The 15,408-nt window shown below is 54.9% G+C and carries 13 protein-coding genes and 1 pseudogene; 9 read left to right on the top strand and 5 right to left on the bottom strand.

All coding sequences use genetic code 11. The annotated features are described in order from the left end of the window. Nucleotides 1–37: 37 nt before the first annotated feature. The 4 genes from gspF to AC52W5_RS00360 are packed head-to-tail and all read right to left on the bottom strand — an operon-like array spanning nt 38 to nt 5,654. Nucleotides 38–1,243: a type II secretion system inner membrane protein GspF gene (gene gspF / locus AC52W5_RS00375; RefSeq protein WP_495669538.1), complete on the bottom strand. Its 1,206-nt coding sequence runs from the start codon at nt 1,241–1,243 to the stop codon at nt 38–40. A 9-nt stretch (nt 1,244–1,252) separates the two neighbouring features. Beyond that, complete coding sequence (gene gspE / locus AC52W5_RS00370; RefSeq protein WP_495669537.1) at nt 1,253–2,722, bottom strand: type II secretion system ATPase GspE; 1,470 nt, start codon at nt 2,720–2,722, stop codon at nt 1,253–1,255. 16 nt (nt 2,723–2,738) lie between these two features. Next, on the bottom strand, nt 2,739–5,090 hold the full coding sequence (gspD, locus tag AC52W5_RS00365) for a type II secretion system secretin GspD (RefSeq protein ID WP_495669536.1): 2,352 nt from the start codon (nt 5,088–5,090) through the stop codon (nt 2,739–2,741). Nucleotides 5,091–5,123: 33 nt separating this feature from the next. Next, nucleotides 5,124–5,654 carry a type II secretion system protein N gene (locus AC52W5_RS00360; RefSeq protein WP_495669535.1) on the bottom strand — a complete coding sequence of 177 codons (531 nt, stop codon included), beginning with the start codon at nt 5,652–5,654 and terminating at the stop codon, nt 5,124–5,126. A gap of 434 nt (nt 5,655–6,088) precedes the next feature. On the opposite strand from AC52W5_RS00360, the gene AC52W5_RS00355 reads away from it, so the two are divergent. Further along, complete coding sequence (locus tag AC52W5_RS00355; RefSeq protein ID WP_495669534.1) at nt 6,089–7,135, top strand: cyanophycinase; 1,047 nt, start codon at nt 6,089–6,091, stop codon at nt 7,133–7,135. 248 nt (nt 7,136–7,383) lie between these two features. Here the strand turns inward: AC52W5_RS00355 and AC52W5_RS00350 are convergent, their stop codons facing one another. Next, nucleotides 7,384–9,222 carry a copper oxidase gene (locus tag AC52W5_RS00350; RefSeq protein WP_495669533.1) on the bottom strand — a complete coding sequence of 613 codons (1,839 nt, stop codon included), beginning with the start codon at nt 9,220–9,222 and terminating at the stop codon, nt 7,384–7,386. A 442-nt stretch (nt 9,223–9,664) separates the two neighbouring features. On the opposite strand from AC52W5_RS00350, the gene gspG reads away from it, so the two are divergent. The 8 genes and pseudogenes from gspG to AC52W5_RS00310 form a co-directional block, all read left to right on the top strand. Next, on the top strand, nt 9,665–10,111 hold the full coding sequence (gene gspG / locus AC52W5_RS00345; RefSeq protein WP_495669532.1) for a type II secretion system major pseudopilin GspG: 447 nt from the start codon (nt 9,665–9,667) through the stop codon (nt 10,109–10,111). Between the two features lie 14 nt (nt 10,112–10,125). After that, on the top strand, nt 10,126–10,644 hold the full coding sequence (locus AC52W5_RS00340; protein WP_495669531.1) for a GspH/FimT family pseudopilin: 519 nt from the start codon (nt 10,126–10,128) through the stop codon (nt 10,642–10,644). Then, entirely contained in the window at nt 10,613–11,020 is a 408-nt protein-coding gene (gene gspI, locus AC52W5_RS00335; protein ID WP_495669530.1) for a type II secretion system minor pseudopilin GspI, read from the top strand. Before AC52W5_RS00340 ends, gspI begins: the two co-directional genes overlap by 32 nt. 126 nt (nt 11,021–11,146) lie before the next feature. Beyond that, a complete protein-coding gene (gene gspJ / locus AC52W5_RS00330; protein ID WP_495669529.1) occupies nt 11,147–11,758 on the top strand; it encodes a type II secretion system minor pseudopilin GspJ in 612 nt (203 codons plus the stop codon). Nucleotides 11,759–11,762: 4 nt separating this feature from the next. Further along, entirely contained in the window at nt 11,763–12,677 is a 915-nt protein-coding gene (gspK, locus tag AC52W5_RS00325) for a type II secretion system minor pseudopilin GspK (protein ID WP_495669528.1), read from the top strand. Next, the gene (gspL, locus tag AC52W5_RS00320) at nt 12,674–13,930 is read left to right on the top strand and encodes a type II secretion system protein GspL (protein ID WP_495669527.1); all 1,257 of its coding nucleotides are present in this window, start codon (nt 12,674–12,676) and stop codon (nt 13,928–13,930) included. Before gspK ends, gspL begins: the two co-directional genes overlap by 4 nt. Continuing rightward, complete coding sequence (locus tag AC52W5_RS00315) at nt 13,927–14,418, top strand: type II secretion system protein M (protein WP_495669526.1); 492 nt, start codon at nt 13,927–13,929, stop codon at nt 14,416–14,418. The genes gspL and AC52W5_RS00315 overlap by 4 nt, the downstream gene beginning before the upstream one ends. A gap of 704 nt (nt 14,419–15,122) precedes the next feature. Further along, nucleotides 15,123–15,408, top strand: a pseudogene (locus tag AC52W5_RS00310) (S8 family serine peptidase); the annotation flags it as partial.

Here is a 15,408-nt window from a genome sequence, read left to right as displayed (position 1 = left end):
GTCGAATAAAGGTATTGTTTTTCAGGTTGTCTCATCGCTAATGTACCAGCTGATTGATTTCCATGATGGGGAGCAGTATGGCAAGAACGATCATCAGCACGACACCCCCCATTACCAGAATCATTATCGGTTCCAGCAGCGTTAAGAAGACGCCCAGTCGCCGCTCCAGCGCCTGGGCTTCGAGCTGGGCAGCGCGTTCGAGCATTTCTTTCAGCTTGCCGCTCATTTCCCCGCTTGCGACCAGATGCACGAGCAGTGGCGGAAACACGCGGGTTTCGCGCAGCGCTCTGGAGAGGCTCGCGCCTTCGCGGACCTGTTCGATGGTATTTTCGATCGCTTTACGCATGACCATGTTGCTCATCACGCGTGCACCGGAACTGAGCGCTTTAAGAAGCGGTACACCTCCTCCGATCAGAATGGAAAGCGTGCTGGCGAAACGGGATGTGTTGCTGCTGCGAATCAACGATCCCAGCCATGCGGTGCGCAGCAGCAGAGCGTGCCATCGGTATCGGACGTTATCCCGCCGCAGCGCGACGCGTGCGGAAAGTCCCCCGCCGACAATGGCGATGATCAGATAAGGCCATGACATGAGAAGGAAATCGCTCAATCCGATCAATGCTCGAGTCAGGAGGGGCAGGCTCTGGCGAGAATGCTGAAATACCTGCACTACCTGGGGAACCACATACATGAGCAGGCCGGCAACAATGATAATGGCAATGATGGTCACCAGTGCCGGGTAAAGGAGCGCAAGACTGGTTTTCTGTTTTAGTGTCTGGCGTGCGTCCAGATACTCGGCAAGATGTCGCAGTACCAGCGGCAATGTGCCCGATTCTTCCCCGCCATGTACCAGCGCCCGATAGAAATCAGGAAAACTCCTGCTGTAGCTGCCCAGCGCGGCAGAGAGGGGGAGTCCAGCAATCACCTCTGTCTTGACACCGCCGAGCACTTCGCGTGTCATCGGCTCCTCGGCGGACTCGATCAGTGCAGCAAGCGACTGCTCGACTGTCAGGCCGGCGGTCAGCAAGGTAGCCATCTGTCGTGTCAGCAGACTCAGCTCCTCCGGGCGTAGGCCTCGGACCCAGTACGTCTGGCCGCGCTCGCGAGCGCGAACCTGATCGACGGCCGAAGGCAGCAAGCCCTGCGCGCGCAACTGCGCCCGTGCCTGGCGCGCGGTATCAGCCTGCAGCACACCCGTTACTGTGCGGCCTTCGGGGTCAAGCGCTTCGTAGCGGTAAGCTTCCATATGGAACTGCTATTCGCGTGTCACACGCACGATTTCCTCCAGGCTGGTAATGCCCTGGGTAGCGAGGCGCATGCCGTCGTCACGTAACGAGCGCATTCCAGCGGAAACCATATACTCTCGCAGGTCTTGTTCGGAAGCGCGATCATGAACTCGCCGGCGCAGATCGTTGTCAACCGCGAGCAATTCATAAATCCCGGTACGTCCCTGATAGCCGGAGTGATTGCATGCAGCACAACCCTGTGCTTTGTATAAAATTCCAGAAGCCGAAAAAGAGCCTAGGGAAGGGGATTTTCCCATGGCCTCGTCCCAGGGCTGGCGACATTCCAGGCAGAGCCGCCGCACCAGACGCTGCGCGCCTACACCGATGAGACTCGATGCCAGCAGAAACGGCTCGATTCCCATGTCGACAAGCCGGGTCACGGCGCTTATCGCATCATTGGTATGCAGAGTCGCAAATACCAGATGGCCCGTAAGACTGGCTTGTACCGCGATCTGCGCGGTTTCGAGGTCGCGAATCTCTCCGATCATGATGACATCCGGATCCTGGCGCAGGATTGTCCGCAAGGCTCGCGCAAACGTCATTTCGATTCGCGGGTTGACCTGGGTCTGACTGATGCCGTCGAGATCGTACTCGATGGGGTTCTCAACCGTCATGATGTTGAGCGACGCGGAATCCAGCCTCGACAGAGCGGCGTAAAGCGTGGTTGTTTTACCCGACCCGGTGGGACCGGTTACGAGGATAATGCCATGGGGCTCGCGAATAAGCCTGTCCATGCGAGTCAACGTCATTTCATCCATGCCAAGCCTGGGGAGATCCAGGCGGCCAGCCTGCTTGTCGAGCAAACGCAGTACGGCGCGTTCGCCGTGGGCGGTGGGGATGGTGGATACGCGTACGTCGACTGGCCTGCCCGCCATCCTGAGTGTAATCCGGCCGTCCTGAGGAAGGCGTTTTTCCGCAATGTCGAGCTGCGCCATGATCTTGATGCGTGAGATGAGGGCGGCATGTAATGCGCGCGCCGGTTCGATCAGGTCGCGTAATGTGCCGTCCACTCGCAACCGCACAACCGAGCGTGTTTCATAAGGTTCAATATGGATATCGGAGGCCGCGTTGCGTAACGCCTGTGTAAAGAGCGCATTGATCAGCCGGATGACCGGCGCATCATCCTGGCTCTCGAGCAGGTCCTCGACCTTCGGCAGCTCCTGCAATAACCTCGAGAGGTCTATATCCTGTGCGAGATCATCTGCGAGCGCGGCGGCACCTTCATTTGCGCCGTTATACAACGCCGAAACGACCTCATTGAACTCATCGGTATCGATGCGTCGTGCCCGCAGGGGCACGCCCAGAACGCGACGCAATTCTGCCAGTGCCCCGGCCTGGACTTCGCCGCGGACCACCACCTCTGCACAATCGCTGGTGACGCTCGTCACGGCCACTCCATTTTTCTTGACAAAGACATAAGGAATCCTGTCAGACGACATTATCGCAGCCCGGGTTTCAGGGTGTATTATCCATCACTCCCCCGGTATCCCAGTTGCCTTGAGCATTGGAGATATCCGGACTATCCGGACTATCGGGAGTGACGCTGTCATCAAGGATGACAGGCGGCGGTTGACGCGGTGGCAAAGTAGGCGATTCCATATCCGGAAGGACAAGATTGAACCCGGGCGTGGCTTTTTTCTGTTCGCTCAGCACCCGATCGTACTGTGCATCAGAAAGCGGATCGGCAGCTTCGCCCGATCGCATCAGTGTCGGCCGCAGAAATACCATTAGATTGGTTTTGTTGCGTGACCGCTTGTTGTAACTGAACAATTGTCCGACCAGCGGAATCGCTCCGATCAGTGGAATTCTTTCAACCGAGTCATTTACCGTATCCTGCATCAGGCCGCCGAGCACGAGAATCTGCCCGTCGTCCACGAGCACTGTCGATTCTATCGAGCGCTTGTTGGTAATCAAACCGTTGGTGGCATTGACCGTGCCGGGAACGACGCTCGAGACTTCCTGAAAAATCTGCACACGCACTGTATTGCCTTCCGAGATAAGGGGCTTGATCTTCAATGATAATCCCACATCATGGCGTGAAACAGTCTGAAACGGAGAGGTAACGGCGCCGCCCACTGGCGGAATGAATTGGCCGGTGGGAATCGGAACGTTCTGCCCGATCACGATTCTGGCTTCTTCGTTATTCAGTGTCAGCAGGGTAGGGGTGGAAAGAATATTGGCATTGGCATCCGTTTCCAGTGCCCGGATGAGAGTATGAATGTTGAGAACAGGGCCGATGCCGGGAATAGCCGTGACAAGGCCATTCATGATGCCGATAGTCAGACCGGACGCTGCATTCGCTATCGGATTCTGGGCGGTGGAGATGATACTGCCGCCCCCGGCAGTGCCCGCATTGAAATTGGTGCCACCAAAAACCTGGGTGCCGCCTTGTGCGGCATTGCTCAGATTCTGCCATTGAATGCCGAATTCCGCGGCTCTGTCGGCAGTGATTTCGGCAATCAGTGCTTCGATATAAACCTGCACGCGGCGCACGTCGAGCTTCTCTATTACCGCACGCAAATTATTATAAATAGCATCCGGGGCAGTAATAATGATCGAGTTGGTGGCTGCATCCGCCTGAATGATGCCGGGGGCGGAAGTCGCGGCAGTTTGCATCGGAGCTGGGGTGACGGAAGCAGCGGGAACAGCCCCTGCGCCGAGGCTGGAGCCCGGCATGGAAGTGCCCATCGAACCGCCTATTGAGGTACCTGATGAGGCACCCATCCCACCGCTGGTGGACGTACCAAGGGAAGACGTTCCAAAAGCCGTGCCGGTTGCCTGACTCAGCCCTGAAGATGAGGAAACCGGGGATCCCATGTTGTGATAGATCGCCCTGAGGGTTTCGGCAAGCCTGACTGCATCGGCATTCTTGAGAAAAACGACATGCATGTTGCCGGCCGCGCTGGTCGGAGAATCGAGCACTGTTACCAGTTGGCGCAGACGCGCAAGCGCTGCCCGGTTTCCGGAGCGTGCAAGGAGGGTATTCGAGCGAGCATCGGCGACGACTGTGAAACGCTGCTGGGTGGGGTCTGCGACACTCTCGGTCTGGGACTGCGCCGATTCCGAAAACAGCCGGTTCACGGTTTGCGCGACATCGATCGCCGAGGCGTGCTGAAGAGGTATCGAGACGGGATCGGTTCCACTGGGTTGATCCATCGAATCAATTATTTTTGCCAGGCGTTGGAGATTGCTCGCGTAATCTGTAATAACCAGCGTGTTACTGTTGGGGTTTGCAGTGATACTGTTGTTTGGAGCGATCAGCGGACGCAGAATCGGCACCATCTGCACCGCGGATTCATACTGCAGCGTAAATACCTGCGTCTGGATACGGTCACCTGCGGGCTGCCGCTGGTTCGTGGGGCCAAGTGTCGGGCTCCGGTATAGCTTGGCATCACTTTCCGGAACGATCCTGATGATGCCATAATCCTCAACAACTGCATATCCATGCAATCGCAATGCCGACAGGAATACTTCGTAGACCGACGATCTCGGCACTGGCCTGGCTGAAACGATGTTGATCGTACCCTTGACGCGCGGATCGAGCATGAAATTTTTCCGGGTAATTTCGCTGACCGCTTTCACCACGCCTTCAATATCGGCGTTGACGAAGTTGAGTGTAACGAGATCCTGAGCGGGAGAAGACCTAGGTTTGCCGGCGCGCAGGGAATCCGCTTCCGGCACGGCTCTCGAGGGGAGGTCAATTTCCTCGACTGCCAGGGTGGCAGAGGGATTTACGGACCAGGCCTCAGTGGCCCAACCCGCCACCGCCATCCATAAAAAAACTGCACATAGCGAGCGATGCCGCATGATTTTACCTCTGTAGCCCATGAGATGACGGCATCATTCAGTTATGACTGGCGCCTGAAGTTCGTCACGCAGGTCTGTCTCCACCGGAAGAGCAGGGCCTGCAGGTGGATTCTGACGTTGCAATGCAAGTGTTTCTCGCATTCCCTCACGTTCCAGGACAATATATTCGGTATGAACCTCAGCCAACCGGAGGCCGGGAGCGACGTCTTCACCTTCGGGCACCGCAAGCGTCTCTTTTCCATCCGCTTGCAGGATCGCGTATCCCCGCCCACTCCCGGAAGCGGCGATAACCCCGAACAGCCTGATCTCAGGTCCGGCAGGAACAGCAATGGATGGCTGTTCCCGTTGTGCAATACCGAACAGATCGCCAACAGTCGATACATCTTCGGCCACTTCCATGTTCGCATGCGTGCCTGACTCGAGGTGGGGCGGAGGGTGGGGGATGAACCAAAGGCGTGTCCAGTACAACAGTACCCCTCCAAGCAGCGCGAGTGCAGCGAGGATGATCAAATATACAAGGACTGTTTGCGCACGATTCGACCGGCCGATCGAGATTTCCGGCATTCTTTAATGCTTAGCTTTTCAATACGGCTGAAGTAAAAATCGGAGAGTTTCGATCAGGGAATGGACTCTTATAACGAGTTCCTGAAAAAAACGATAGTTCATGGTGGAGATTGCTGCATACTCAGTGAGATTCGGTGATATCACTTTCTATCGGTCAGATTTCGGTGAATAGCTCATGAGCCGCAATTGTACCTTGTTCAAGCGTATTGAGGCCTGGCGAAGTTGCGCGAGTATATTCCACTTTGCTTCGTGGCTAACCTGAACATGTTTATACTCTTTTATGGAATCTTTCCAGAATAGGATTAAACCTTGTTTTCATCTTCTTTTCGCTTGAAAGCATTTCGACGCCAAGGGATCATTCAATCAAAATAAGTAATAAGTAAGGGATTGGCTCTGTTTGGCGCCATCCTTCTCTTAAAAGGAGATTAATGCATATGGACATCGAAGAGGGTGGGAATAGGTCCTTTCCGCGGCTTCTTGCACACCTTGCCCTGGCCGCTGCTGCGGTTTGCGCGGCCTTTGGGGTTTTGGCAGAGCCCAAGCCCAAAGGCTATGAATATTACCTTACGGGCAACGCGGTTGATGCTGTCCTGCCGCAAAGGCCACGGTCGCCGTCAACTCTCCTGATGGGCGGAGGTCCCGACGTGGACGCTGCATTCAAGTGGATGATCCAGAAGGCGGGAGGCGGCGACTTCGTGGTGATCCGCGTCCGGGGATCCGACGGCTACAACCAGTATGTCTACGACATGGGCGGTATAGATTCCATTGAGACACTGGTCATAAAGACGCGTGAGGCGGCCAGCGATCCGTTCGTGCTTGATCGGATCAAAAAAGCGGAAATCTTGTTTATCGCGGGCGGCGACCAGAGTGATTACATTAATCTCTGGAAAGGAACTGCGCTCGAAACGGCGATTAATGAACTGATTGGCCGCAATGCGCCTATCGGCGGCACCAGCGCGGGACTTGCAGTTCTCGGTCAGTTTGACTTCGTGGCGTTGAATGGCACGGTGTACTCTGACGATGCGCTGGCCGATCCTTATAACCGTCGCATGACTCTCGATCGAGAATTTCTGACTGCGCCGGGCCTGAATGGAGTAATTGCCGATGCGCATCTCGACACGCGCGACCGGATGGGACGCCTTCTCACCTTTCTCGCGCGCACCATCCAGGACCAATGGGTGAGCGTTGAATCCGCCCGAGGCATTGGTCTGGATGTCGAAACCGCGGTGGCGATTGACAATGGCATTGCAATCCGCCTGGGTGTCGGCTCGGCATATTTTCTAAGGCCCACAATTGCCCCAACCGTCTGTCAAAGCGGGCAGCCCCTGACTTTCCGCAATGTCATGATAGACAGACTCTCGGGATCGGGATCATTCCATCTCGACCGGTGGGTGAGTCCGGGAAATGGCACAACCAGGTATGACCTTTCGGCTGAAACCGGTGTGTTGGTCTCGTCTCAGCCAGGAGGTGGAATCTATTGAGCGGTTTGTCTCGGCTGTCCGGAGATAACAGGATGCCGCCTATGCGCGGCAAGGAATGGATGATGTGACCATGACTGTCGGGGTGGCCATCAAGACAGTACCGTCGAAGCGATACAGCCCAATTTTCCCCTGGGCAACTATTTTAGAATGTGGAGCAGGAGGAGATACAGAGAATCGGTGAGACAGCCAAGCCATCTCACCGCTTTCCATTATCCGCAGTTTTCTACCCCAGGTAATCTTACGAACCGCTATTGCGCCGGGTTTTGTTGAGCAGTCGTCAACTGGCTTTTCCATATGTCGGGTAAATTCTGAACCCAGCCGTTGTAGACGATCGGAACTGGGAGGACGCCTTGACCTCCCATCCCCGCATTCCCGGTAATGGTGGCATCCCGCTGGGTCCCCGCAGACGCGAAAAGGCCCACTTTTCCGGCAATCACAGCATCCGACGGATTACCATCTCCATTCGGATCGGGATCGACGACGAGTAGTCTATTCGAAAATTTGCTCGCAACATAGGCATAATATCCCCCTCCCTGCTTGGCACCATATTGCACGCCATGGCAACCGGGATCACATGGAAGCATCGCAACAACCGTGTCTGAAGTTGGTACGCCGGGACGGGTATCGATCACTGTGATGGTCCCGGTCAGCATATTGGCGGTAACCATGCTTTTTCCATCTGGAGAGACAGGGGTTTGAATCGGCAGAGCGCCTACAGGACCGGTAATTGCCCCGGTGACCGGGTTATAGTTGGTAATCAGATTGATGGTCTTGATAACAGCATGAGTGTTCATGTTGATCACCGTCATCGTGTTGTCCAGCATGTTAGCCACATAATACTTGCTGGCATCCGGCATCATTCCCGTGGCCAACGGGTGACCAAAGGGAGTGCTCGCGGGCAGGATAGACTCGATGCTGTTGGAGCCGAAGCTATACTGGGTGGTATCTCCGGTGAAGACATTCGGTGTAACCATTTTTTTTCCATCATGGCTCATCCAGTGCGCATGAGCATTTCCCCGTCCGATATCTATACGCCGCTCCACGCCGGTCGCAAGTGGCGCAAGTTCCATGACCGAGTCTGTCCGTGTATCACCATTGTTGGTGACATGAAGCTGGTCGGTGTCTGTCCGGGTCATCACGTGGGCCGGTGCTTCACCTACTGATATATTGCGAATCAATGCTCCTGTTTGCCGATCGTAGACGGTCAATTTACTGTCGAACCATTGCGTCGCGTAAATGACACTCTGATTTCGATCGGTCCACATGTTGTGCGCATTATTCATGTTGATCGAGGGTAATGCGACCTTTCGGGTTACCTGCCACGTTGCGCCGCTTACAGCGGTAACCGTACCTGGTTTTGATTTGCCGGAAGTGGTTTCGAACTGTGTTGCCACCCATACTTCGCCCACTGCCGGCATGACCGGATTCTGGAGAGGTTCCAGGATACGATCATTCCCATAACGGTCATTGAGCACGGCAGGTAGATTCACTACGCCTGTATCCACCCGGACATCCACGTTCGGATAGGTGATGTGCCAAGGCGTACTGGAGGCATAGTTCTGCCAGTTTGCCGGGTTAGTCGCGACAAAGAAGGTGTGCAGCAGACGCGTAGCGAGGTCACTGCTGCTCGGAACCGTGATACCGTTGATCAAGCTGATAGAGCTTCCCAAATCCAGCCCGCTCGTATTCGGGTCATCGACAATGACGGCGCCTAGCATGTAGGGATGGATACTGCAGGTAAAGACATACAAACCGGGAGTTTTCAAGGTAACGCTGTCTCCTCCTTTTCTTGCGGAGGTGTTAAATGGCATACCCGCAGCACCGGTTGGATAAATTACGCTGGTTCTGGTATGAACTGTGTTTGAATTCCCTGAAAAATTTACCCGGACACCCGGTTTTGCCACTGCCAGTGACCGCGTTCCGGCAATCGTTGCACCGGTATCAAACCAGCGGGCGGGGTTATCCGTGAGCGAGAAATTGACTTCGTTTCCACTAGCGAGGCTGGCCCCCGAATTGAGGAGCGCGGTCATGGCGGCGATAGAAATATATCTGTAGATACAGAAATTCTTTAATGATGATTTAGGCATGATAGTTTATTCCCCTTTGGAACCCAGCGTTTGATAATGAAAACTGTCTTGCATGAAAACTTTCATGCTTGATGCAACTGCAAACGTTATTTCCGTTTGCCATTTGTTTTTCGGTTTTCCTAAAAATCTAAACTTGCAAAATAAGCATTAATTTGTTCCTGTTTGACGAATAAGTGATATGTTTTTTTTGAGATTATTGTTGACGTTACTTCCGGTGCGACTGAAAATTTTTCCCGGTGAGGCCATGTTGTGCTGTACCGAGATGTGGATTATGAGGCAGATCGGGAGGCGCGTGTCATGGTGCAAAACCGGAATCGACAATGAACAATTTCTTGGGTAATCTTCGTTCCATTTTGTCCGTTTTTTGATGGGTATTTACGTAAAAATGATGGAGAAATCTGGTTCCAATCTACTCTCTGAAAGACAACAAGCTCCAGGCCATTTGATCGCCCCAGAGTATGGACGGCGCGGAAGGCAGAGCGGCTTTACTTTGCTCGAGGTCATGGTGGTGGTCGTGATTCTAGGAATTCTCGCTGTAATGGTGGTGCCGAAGATCATCAGCCGTCCTGACGAAGCGCGTATCATCGCAGCAAAACAGGATGTCGCGAGCCTGATGCAGATGCTCAAGCTGTACCGTCTCGATAACCATCGCTATCCCAAGACCGAACAGGGATTGCAGGCGCTGATAACGAAGCCGACCGATCCGCCGATTCCACCCAACTGGAAAGCCGGAGGATATATCGAGCGTCTTCCGAAGGATCCCTGGGGCAATCCTTATCAATACCTGAACCCTGGTGTTCACGGCGAAATCGACGTTTTCAGTTTCGGGGCAGATGGCGCCCGCGGGGGAGACGGTAACGATGCGGATGTCGGCTCCTGGAACCTGTAAGGCCAACAGGATTCGTGGCTGAGATAAGAGCCGGGGGCGGATTCACGCTCATCGAAGTGCTTGTCGCACTGGTGATCATCGGGCTTTTTGCGGGACTCATCAGCAGCATAGTGCGGCCGGACGAACGCGCTCTTCTTCGTGTCGAGGCGGAACGACTGGCGCAACTCCTTGATCTGGCGGGGACCGAGGCGCGTATGTCAGGAAGATCTCTCGCCTGGACAACAGATGGCTCGAGCTATCGGTTCTTACGGAATCAACGGGGCGCCGGTTGGTCGGAAATTCGTAACAATGATCTCTTCCGGGAACGAACGTTTCCGCAGGGCATGAAGATCGCGGGCATGCTGATCGAAATGTCGCCAGCAGATTTTATGCGACTGGAGTTCAATCCTCACGGTTCGATGCCGGCTTATGCCATAAAGATATCTTTTGGGACGGAACGCTATACGGTCACAGGATCTCCGGTCGGCGATGTGCAAGTATTGCCGGGAGAGGGAAGAGTGAATGATGAAATCATATCCCGGCAGCTGCGGTAGAGGTCGTGGATTCACGCTGGTTGAGGTTCTGGTCGCATTGGCAATCATTGCGTTTGCGCTCATGGCCGCAGCGCGTGCCGCAGGGCAGGGCACAATCAATGTCGGTGAATTGCGCTCGCGCCTGCTGGCAGGATGGGTCGCGGAAAATCTGCTGACAGAGCAGCGTGCTCGCGGCACATGGTCGCCGCCTGGCACATATCGTGGAACAGCAAAGCAAGGAAATATGGATTTCACGTGGCAGGCAGATATTATGGAAACTACAAATCCCTCATTCCGGCGGGTGAATATTTCGGTATTTGCGCCTGCCGGAGAATCGCACCGGCTTGCGCATCTGACAGGATATCTAGCGCAACCGGCAATCCCGGGGAATCCGTGAGCAAGCTTGTCGGGAGACAGCGCGATGGCAGTTCGCAGGAGTGGAAGATTGCTGTTCACTTTCCTATGACTTCTTGCGTTCATGTCCTTGACGAAGAAGGTTTCATAATCCTTTTCCATCAAATCCATGCGTGAAACCAGTTTTCGGGGATTTACCCTGATTGAACTCCTGGTTGCGCTGACTGTTCTGTCTTTGCTGGCAGTGATGTCTTATCGTGGACTTGGGGCGATACTCGAGGCGCAAGAGTATGTCAAGCGGGAAACTGAAAAATGGCGCCGCATAAATTTATTCCTTACAAGATTTGAACGTGATGTGCAACTTGCGATACCGCGCCCGATTCGAACCGCCTCCGGCGTCTTGCCGGCCTGGCGTGGAGTGATAAAAGCGGCGCCCGATGGGGGCTTGTTGCCCTACATGGAATTCAGCCGTCTGGGCTCCATCGAAGAAACGGATACTGCACGGCGGACCGCCTACCAGCTGAATGATAAACGGGAAATCGAGCTTTGGTTGTGGCCGGGTCTTGATATCGGTCCCCGGACAGTGGCCATGCGTTATCCGGTATTGGCGGGGGTGGTGAAAATGGAGTTGCACTATCTTACTGCAAATCGTGCATGGGTGAATGCTTGGCCAAGTGGAGCGCCTGACACGCCGGTGTCTACGATTTCTTCCATTCCTCAGGCCGTGCGCCTGCGCATTGCGCTAGCCTCGGGAGAGGAAATAGAACGCATTTTCCAGTGAAACCATGAGAACAGGACAACGTGGGGTAGCAGTCATGCTTGCCATGGGTGTCGTTGCCCTCGCGTCGATAACCGCAACAGCTATCATTACCTCTCAGGGTATCTGGTCACGGCAAAGCCAGCTTGCGCATGATTACGTTCAGGCGCAGACGATGGTCAAGGCAGGGGTGGACTGGGTTCGAGCCGTGCTGAGCGATGACAGCCGGATGGGCAGCGTCGATCACCTGGGCGAACCCTGGGCATTGCAAATTCCGGCGATGCCCATTGAAAACGGTGAACTCACGGGCCACATCCACGATCAGCAGGGCTTGTTCAATCTGAACAACCTCGCTCCCGATGGAAAAATCAGTGCGGCACAGCTTGCTCACTTCAAGCGCTTGCTGGCCTTGCTCGATTTGCCGGATACGCTTGCCGATGCGTTGGCTGACTGGATAGACGTTGACAGCGAACCGCGTCCGCAGCATGGCGCCGAGGATGAATATTACAGCGTGCTGAATCCCTCTTACCTTACTGCCAACAGACCCCTGACCGATGTAGCGGAACTGGCCCGTATTCGCGGTTTCAACAGGGATATACGCGCCCGCTTGCGCCCGTTCGTGACGGCCCTGCCGAGTTTTACCACTGTCAATGTCAATACCGCGCCACCCGAAGTGCTTGCGGCCATTGTTGAGGGGCTGGGAATTGGAAATGCCCGCACATTGACTCTCCAGCGCGCGCGCGCCCATTTTCGCGATCAAGCCGATTTTCTGAACCGTCTTCCCCAGGGCGCTGGGGTAGAGGAAAGCGATATTGGAACCAGTAGCAATTATTTTCTCGCGACACTTAGCGTAGCCATCGGCGAAGCGCAGGCCGAGGGAGTGGTTCTCCTTAACCGTGATGAGGGGGGGTGGCCGGCTATTGTCTGGCGTAAATATTCATGAGTCTGCTAAGAATCCGGTGTCCTCTTCTGGAGGAACCATTGAGTTGCCAGTGGATATGGATTGGCGATGATGGGGTGCCCTTGCCAGGGGAAGGGCAGATAGCTGCCCTGCCGAAAAATGCGAGTTCCGTCCAGTTGATCATTCCAGCTGCCCAGGTTTTGCTCACACGGGCTCGCTTACCCGATGCTGCCAGGCGGCAGACTGGATCAGTACTGGCTTTTGCGGTTGAAGAAGAGATGCTGCGTGAGCCTGACGCTAATCAGGTGAGCTGGATCGGTTTCGCTGGAGACGAAGGCATACTCGCGGCTGTGGATAAAAAAGGATTGACACAGTGTCTCGATACGCTTCAGGCGGCTGCTATCCCGGTGGATGAAATTTACTGTGAAACACTGTTATTGCCATGGACGCCGAGAGAATGGAGTTTCACCTGGGATGGCCAGGAAGGTTTTGTGCGCACCGGCGAGTTTGAAGGGGGAGCAACAGATTGCGGAGACGACGTATCTCCCCCGCTGTCATTGCATCTCATGCTGGAAGATGCGGAAAGGCATGGAGCGAGACCGGCATCCATCGCGCTCTATACAATTGAGCCTGAAGGCACAATGACATTTGAGGGGAGTGCCGGTGGGACCATGAAGAACTCTGCGGCAGCGCCAGATATCGAAGCGTGGCAACGCGTGCTCGGTATTCCTGTATACATTGCGGGGACCTGGGATTGGCGCAGAGCACCGCAATCCAGTATCAGCCTGCTGCAGGAACGCAAACGCTGGCCTCTTTTCAGTGGGCTTTTTTCACGTCTGCGGCCAGCAGTCTGGATCGGCACGGCAGCGTTGGTGATCCATTCCCTGGCCGTTGCCGCTGACTGGGCCTTGCTTGCCAATGAAGAGCGTACCTTGCATCAGCAAATGGAAACCCGGTTTCGCACCATATTTCCGGCTGCGCTCGCGGTAGTGGACCCTGCGCTACAGATGCGCCGAAAGCTCGCCGAGGCGCGGCATGCGGCAGGGGTGCCTGATACCGCCGATTTTTTGCCCATGATCAAAACAGTGGAGCCGGGATTGAACGAATTGGCTCCTGGCAGTCTGCGTGCGGTTTCCTATGATAGCGGGAGAATAACGCTTGAGCTGGCCGCTGAGGAAGGGCTCGCGAACCGTATTGCTGCCCAATTGCGGGAAAACGATCTGAGTGTCGATATCAATCCGGCGCCGGCAGATGCGGGAGGCGGAGTTATTGTGCTCGTGGTGAGGACCCCGTGAGGGAACGGCTGCGGAAAGCATGGGAATCACGCTCTCCCCGGGAGCGGCGGATTATCATAATATTGGGGATGATTTCGAGTGCAGTACTTTATCTGTGGCTGGTCAGCGCCGCGGACAGGGCACGTACCCGGTTGCGCTCGAGCCTTCCGCAACTGCGCATTCAGGCGGAAGAGTTCGAGCAACAGGCGGCCGGGTACGAGCGTATAAAGGTTACCCCATTCATGCCCCCATCATCCGGCGATTTGCATGCACTCGCGCAAACCCAGGCAGATGTCCTGGGGCTTTCCCATGCTTTGAATGGCATCGATGCGCTGGGGGATGATCAGGTTGAGATAACGTTTACGGCCGTGTCATTCGCGGATTGGCTGAAGTGGACCGTAGCAATGCAGTTGCAGCGTGTGCGTTTTGAAAAGGGCCGGATTGAAGCTTTGCCCGAACCGGGAATAGTGACCGTGACGGGAACATTCGTTCGTGCCACTACAGAGTAGCGCCGATTGCGGCCGGACCAGTTATGGGTTTTTCGGCGAGCCCGTGACCAGCCTGTAACCAATAGGCGGTAGCAGTTACGCCAGCAGATAATCCTTGCCCCAAAGATATTCCTTACGCGCGCACCTCATCCGCTATAGTCTCGTCGTTCTTCAACGACATTCATATCCCCTTATTCTCAGGAATTTATCCTCTATCGATCATTTCCGCGTCGCTGGAAGGCGACGGTCACATGGACCCGCTTCCCCTCAAGTATCTGTTTTGGCTAAAAGAGCAGGGGTGGCATAGAAAATGCTTTAAACTGGCTCAAGCTGATCATTTATTGGAAAAGGCAGGGGCTGGAAACAACAGAAGAATATTTGAGAGAGCGGTGTTCTGCAGGAACCAATTCAGTTTATTTTCCGGCAACTCGATTTGTGCATGACACCACAGAGAATTTCTTCAGCTAATTCTCTGGACATCTAACCATCCCGTCGCAGACTCCGGCGCGAGCCGCTAGCTCGACCGATATTCCGCAGGACTCCCAGACCTCCAGCTTCGGATCAGGCCGCTGCATCTCATCAGCCATTCCGGATTGCATGGGTATTGACTTGCCTATTTCCAGATTTCTATGGGAAGGCGCAGAGGCGCGTTATAAACATAACGGCCTACAGATTTATTGCTGCTTTTTGAAACTTGATTTTTCACAATCAGAAAGGAGTCGAACGTGAACACCGACAAGAGGCAAGAGCAGGCCGGCTTATCAGATCGGCCTGCCGAGATGCTCACATCAACCATACTCGCAGGTGTTGCCTCATCCCGCCGCCGCTTCGGAGTGGCGATACTGGCAGTTTTCCTGGGACTGGCCCCGGTCATTTCCAGTGCAGAGCCTCCGGAGGGCAGGGGGCCTGGAGTGAAAAAGCCGCTTGGCTGGGCGAAGGGTCGCATCCTGGTCATGCCGCGCGCCGGATTGCCGGAAAAGGAACTGGCAAAGATTCTGGGCGAACATGGCG

It is taken from the genome of Nitrosospira sp. CT (assembly GCF_059489795.1).
Note: the sequence above shows the minus strand (reverse complement) of the source record. Positions and strands in the feature narration are given on the sequence as shown.

What these genes read in the sequence shown, in the direction of transcription:
- gspF (WP_495669538.1), bottom strand. Translation starts at nt 1,243, where the DNA reads ATGGAAGCTTACCGCTACGAAGCGCTTGACCCCGAAGGCCGCACAGTA.
- gspE (WP_495669537.1), bottom strand. Translation starts at nt 2,722, where the DNA reads ATGTCGTCTGACAGGATTCCTTATGTCTTTGTCAAGAAAAATGGAGTG.
- gspD (WP_495669536.1), bottom strand. Translation starts at nt 5,090, where the DNA reads ATGCGGCATCGCTCGCTATGTGCAGTTTTTTTATGGATGGCGGTGGCG.
- AC52W5_RS00360 (WP_495669535.1), bottom strand. Translation starts at nt 5,654, where the DNA reads ATGCCGGAAATCTCGATCGGCCGGTCGAATCGTGCGCAAACAGTCCTT.
- AC52W5_RS00355 (WP_495669534.1), top strand. Translation starts at nt 6,089, where the DNA reads ATGGACATCGAAGAGGGTGGGAATAGGTCCTTTCCGCGGCTTCTTGCA.
- AC52W5_RS00350 (WP_495669533.1), bottom strand. Translation starts at nt 9,222, where the DNA reads ATGCCTAAATCATCATTAAAGAATTTCTGTATCTACAGATATATTTCT.
- gspI (WP_495669530.1), top strand. Translation starts at nt 10,613, where the DNA reads ATGATGAAATCATATCCCGGCAGCTGCGGTAGAGGTCGTGGATTCACG.
- gspJ (WP_495669529.1), top strand. Translation starts at nt 11,147, where the DNA reads ATGCGTGAAACCAGTTTTCGGGGATTTACCCTGATTGAACTCCTGGTT.
- gspK (WP_495669528.1), top strand. Translation starts at nt 11,763, where the DNA reads ATGAGAACAGGACAACGTGGGGTAGCAGTCATGCTTGCCATGGGTGTC.
- gspL (WP_495669527.1), top strand. Translation starts at nt 12,674, where the DNA reads ATGAGTCTGCTAAGAATCCGGTGTCCTCTTCTGGAGGAACCATTGAGT.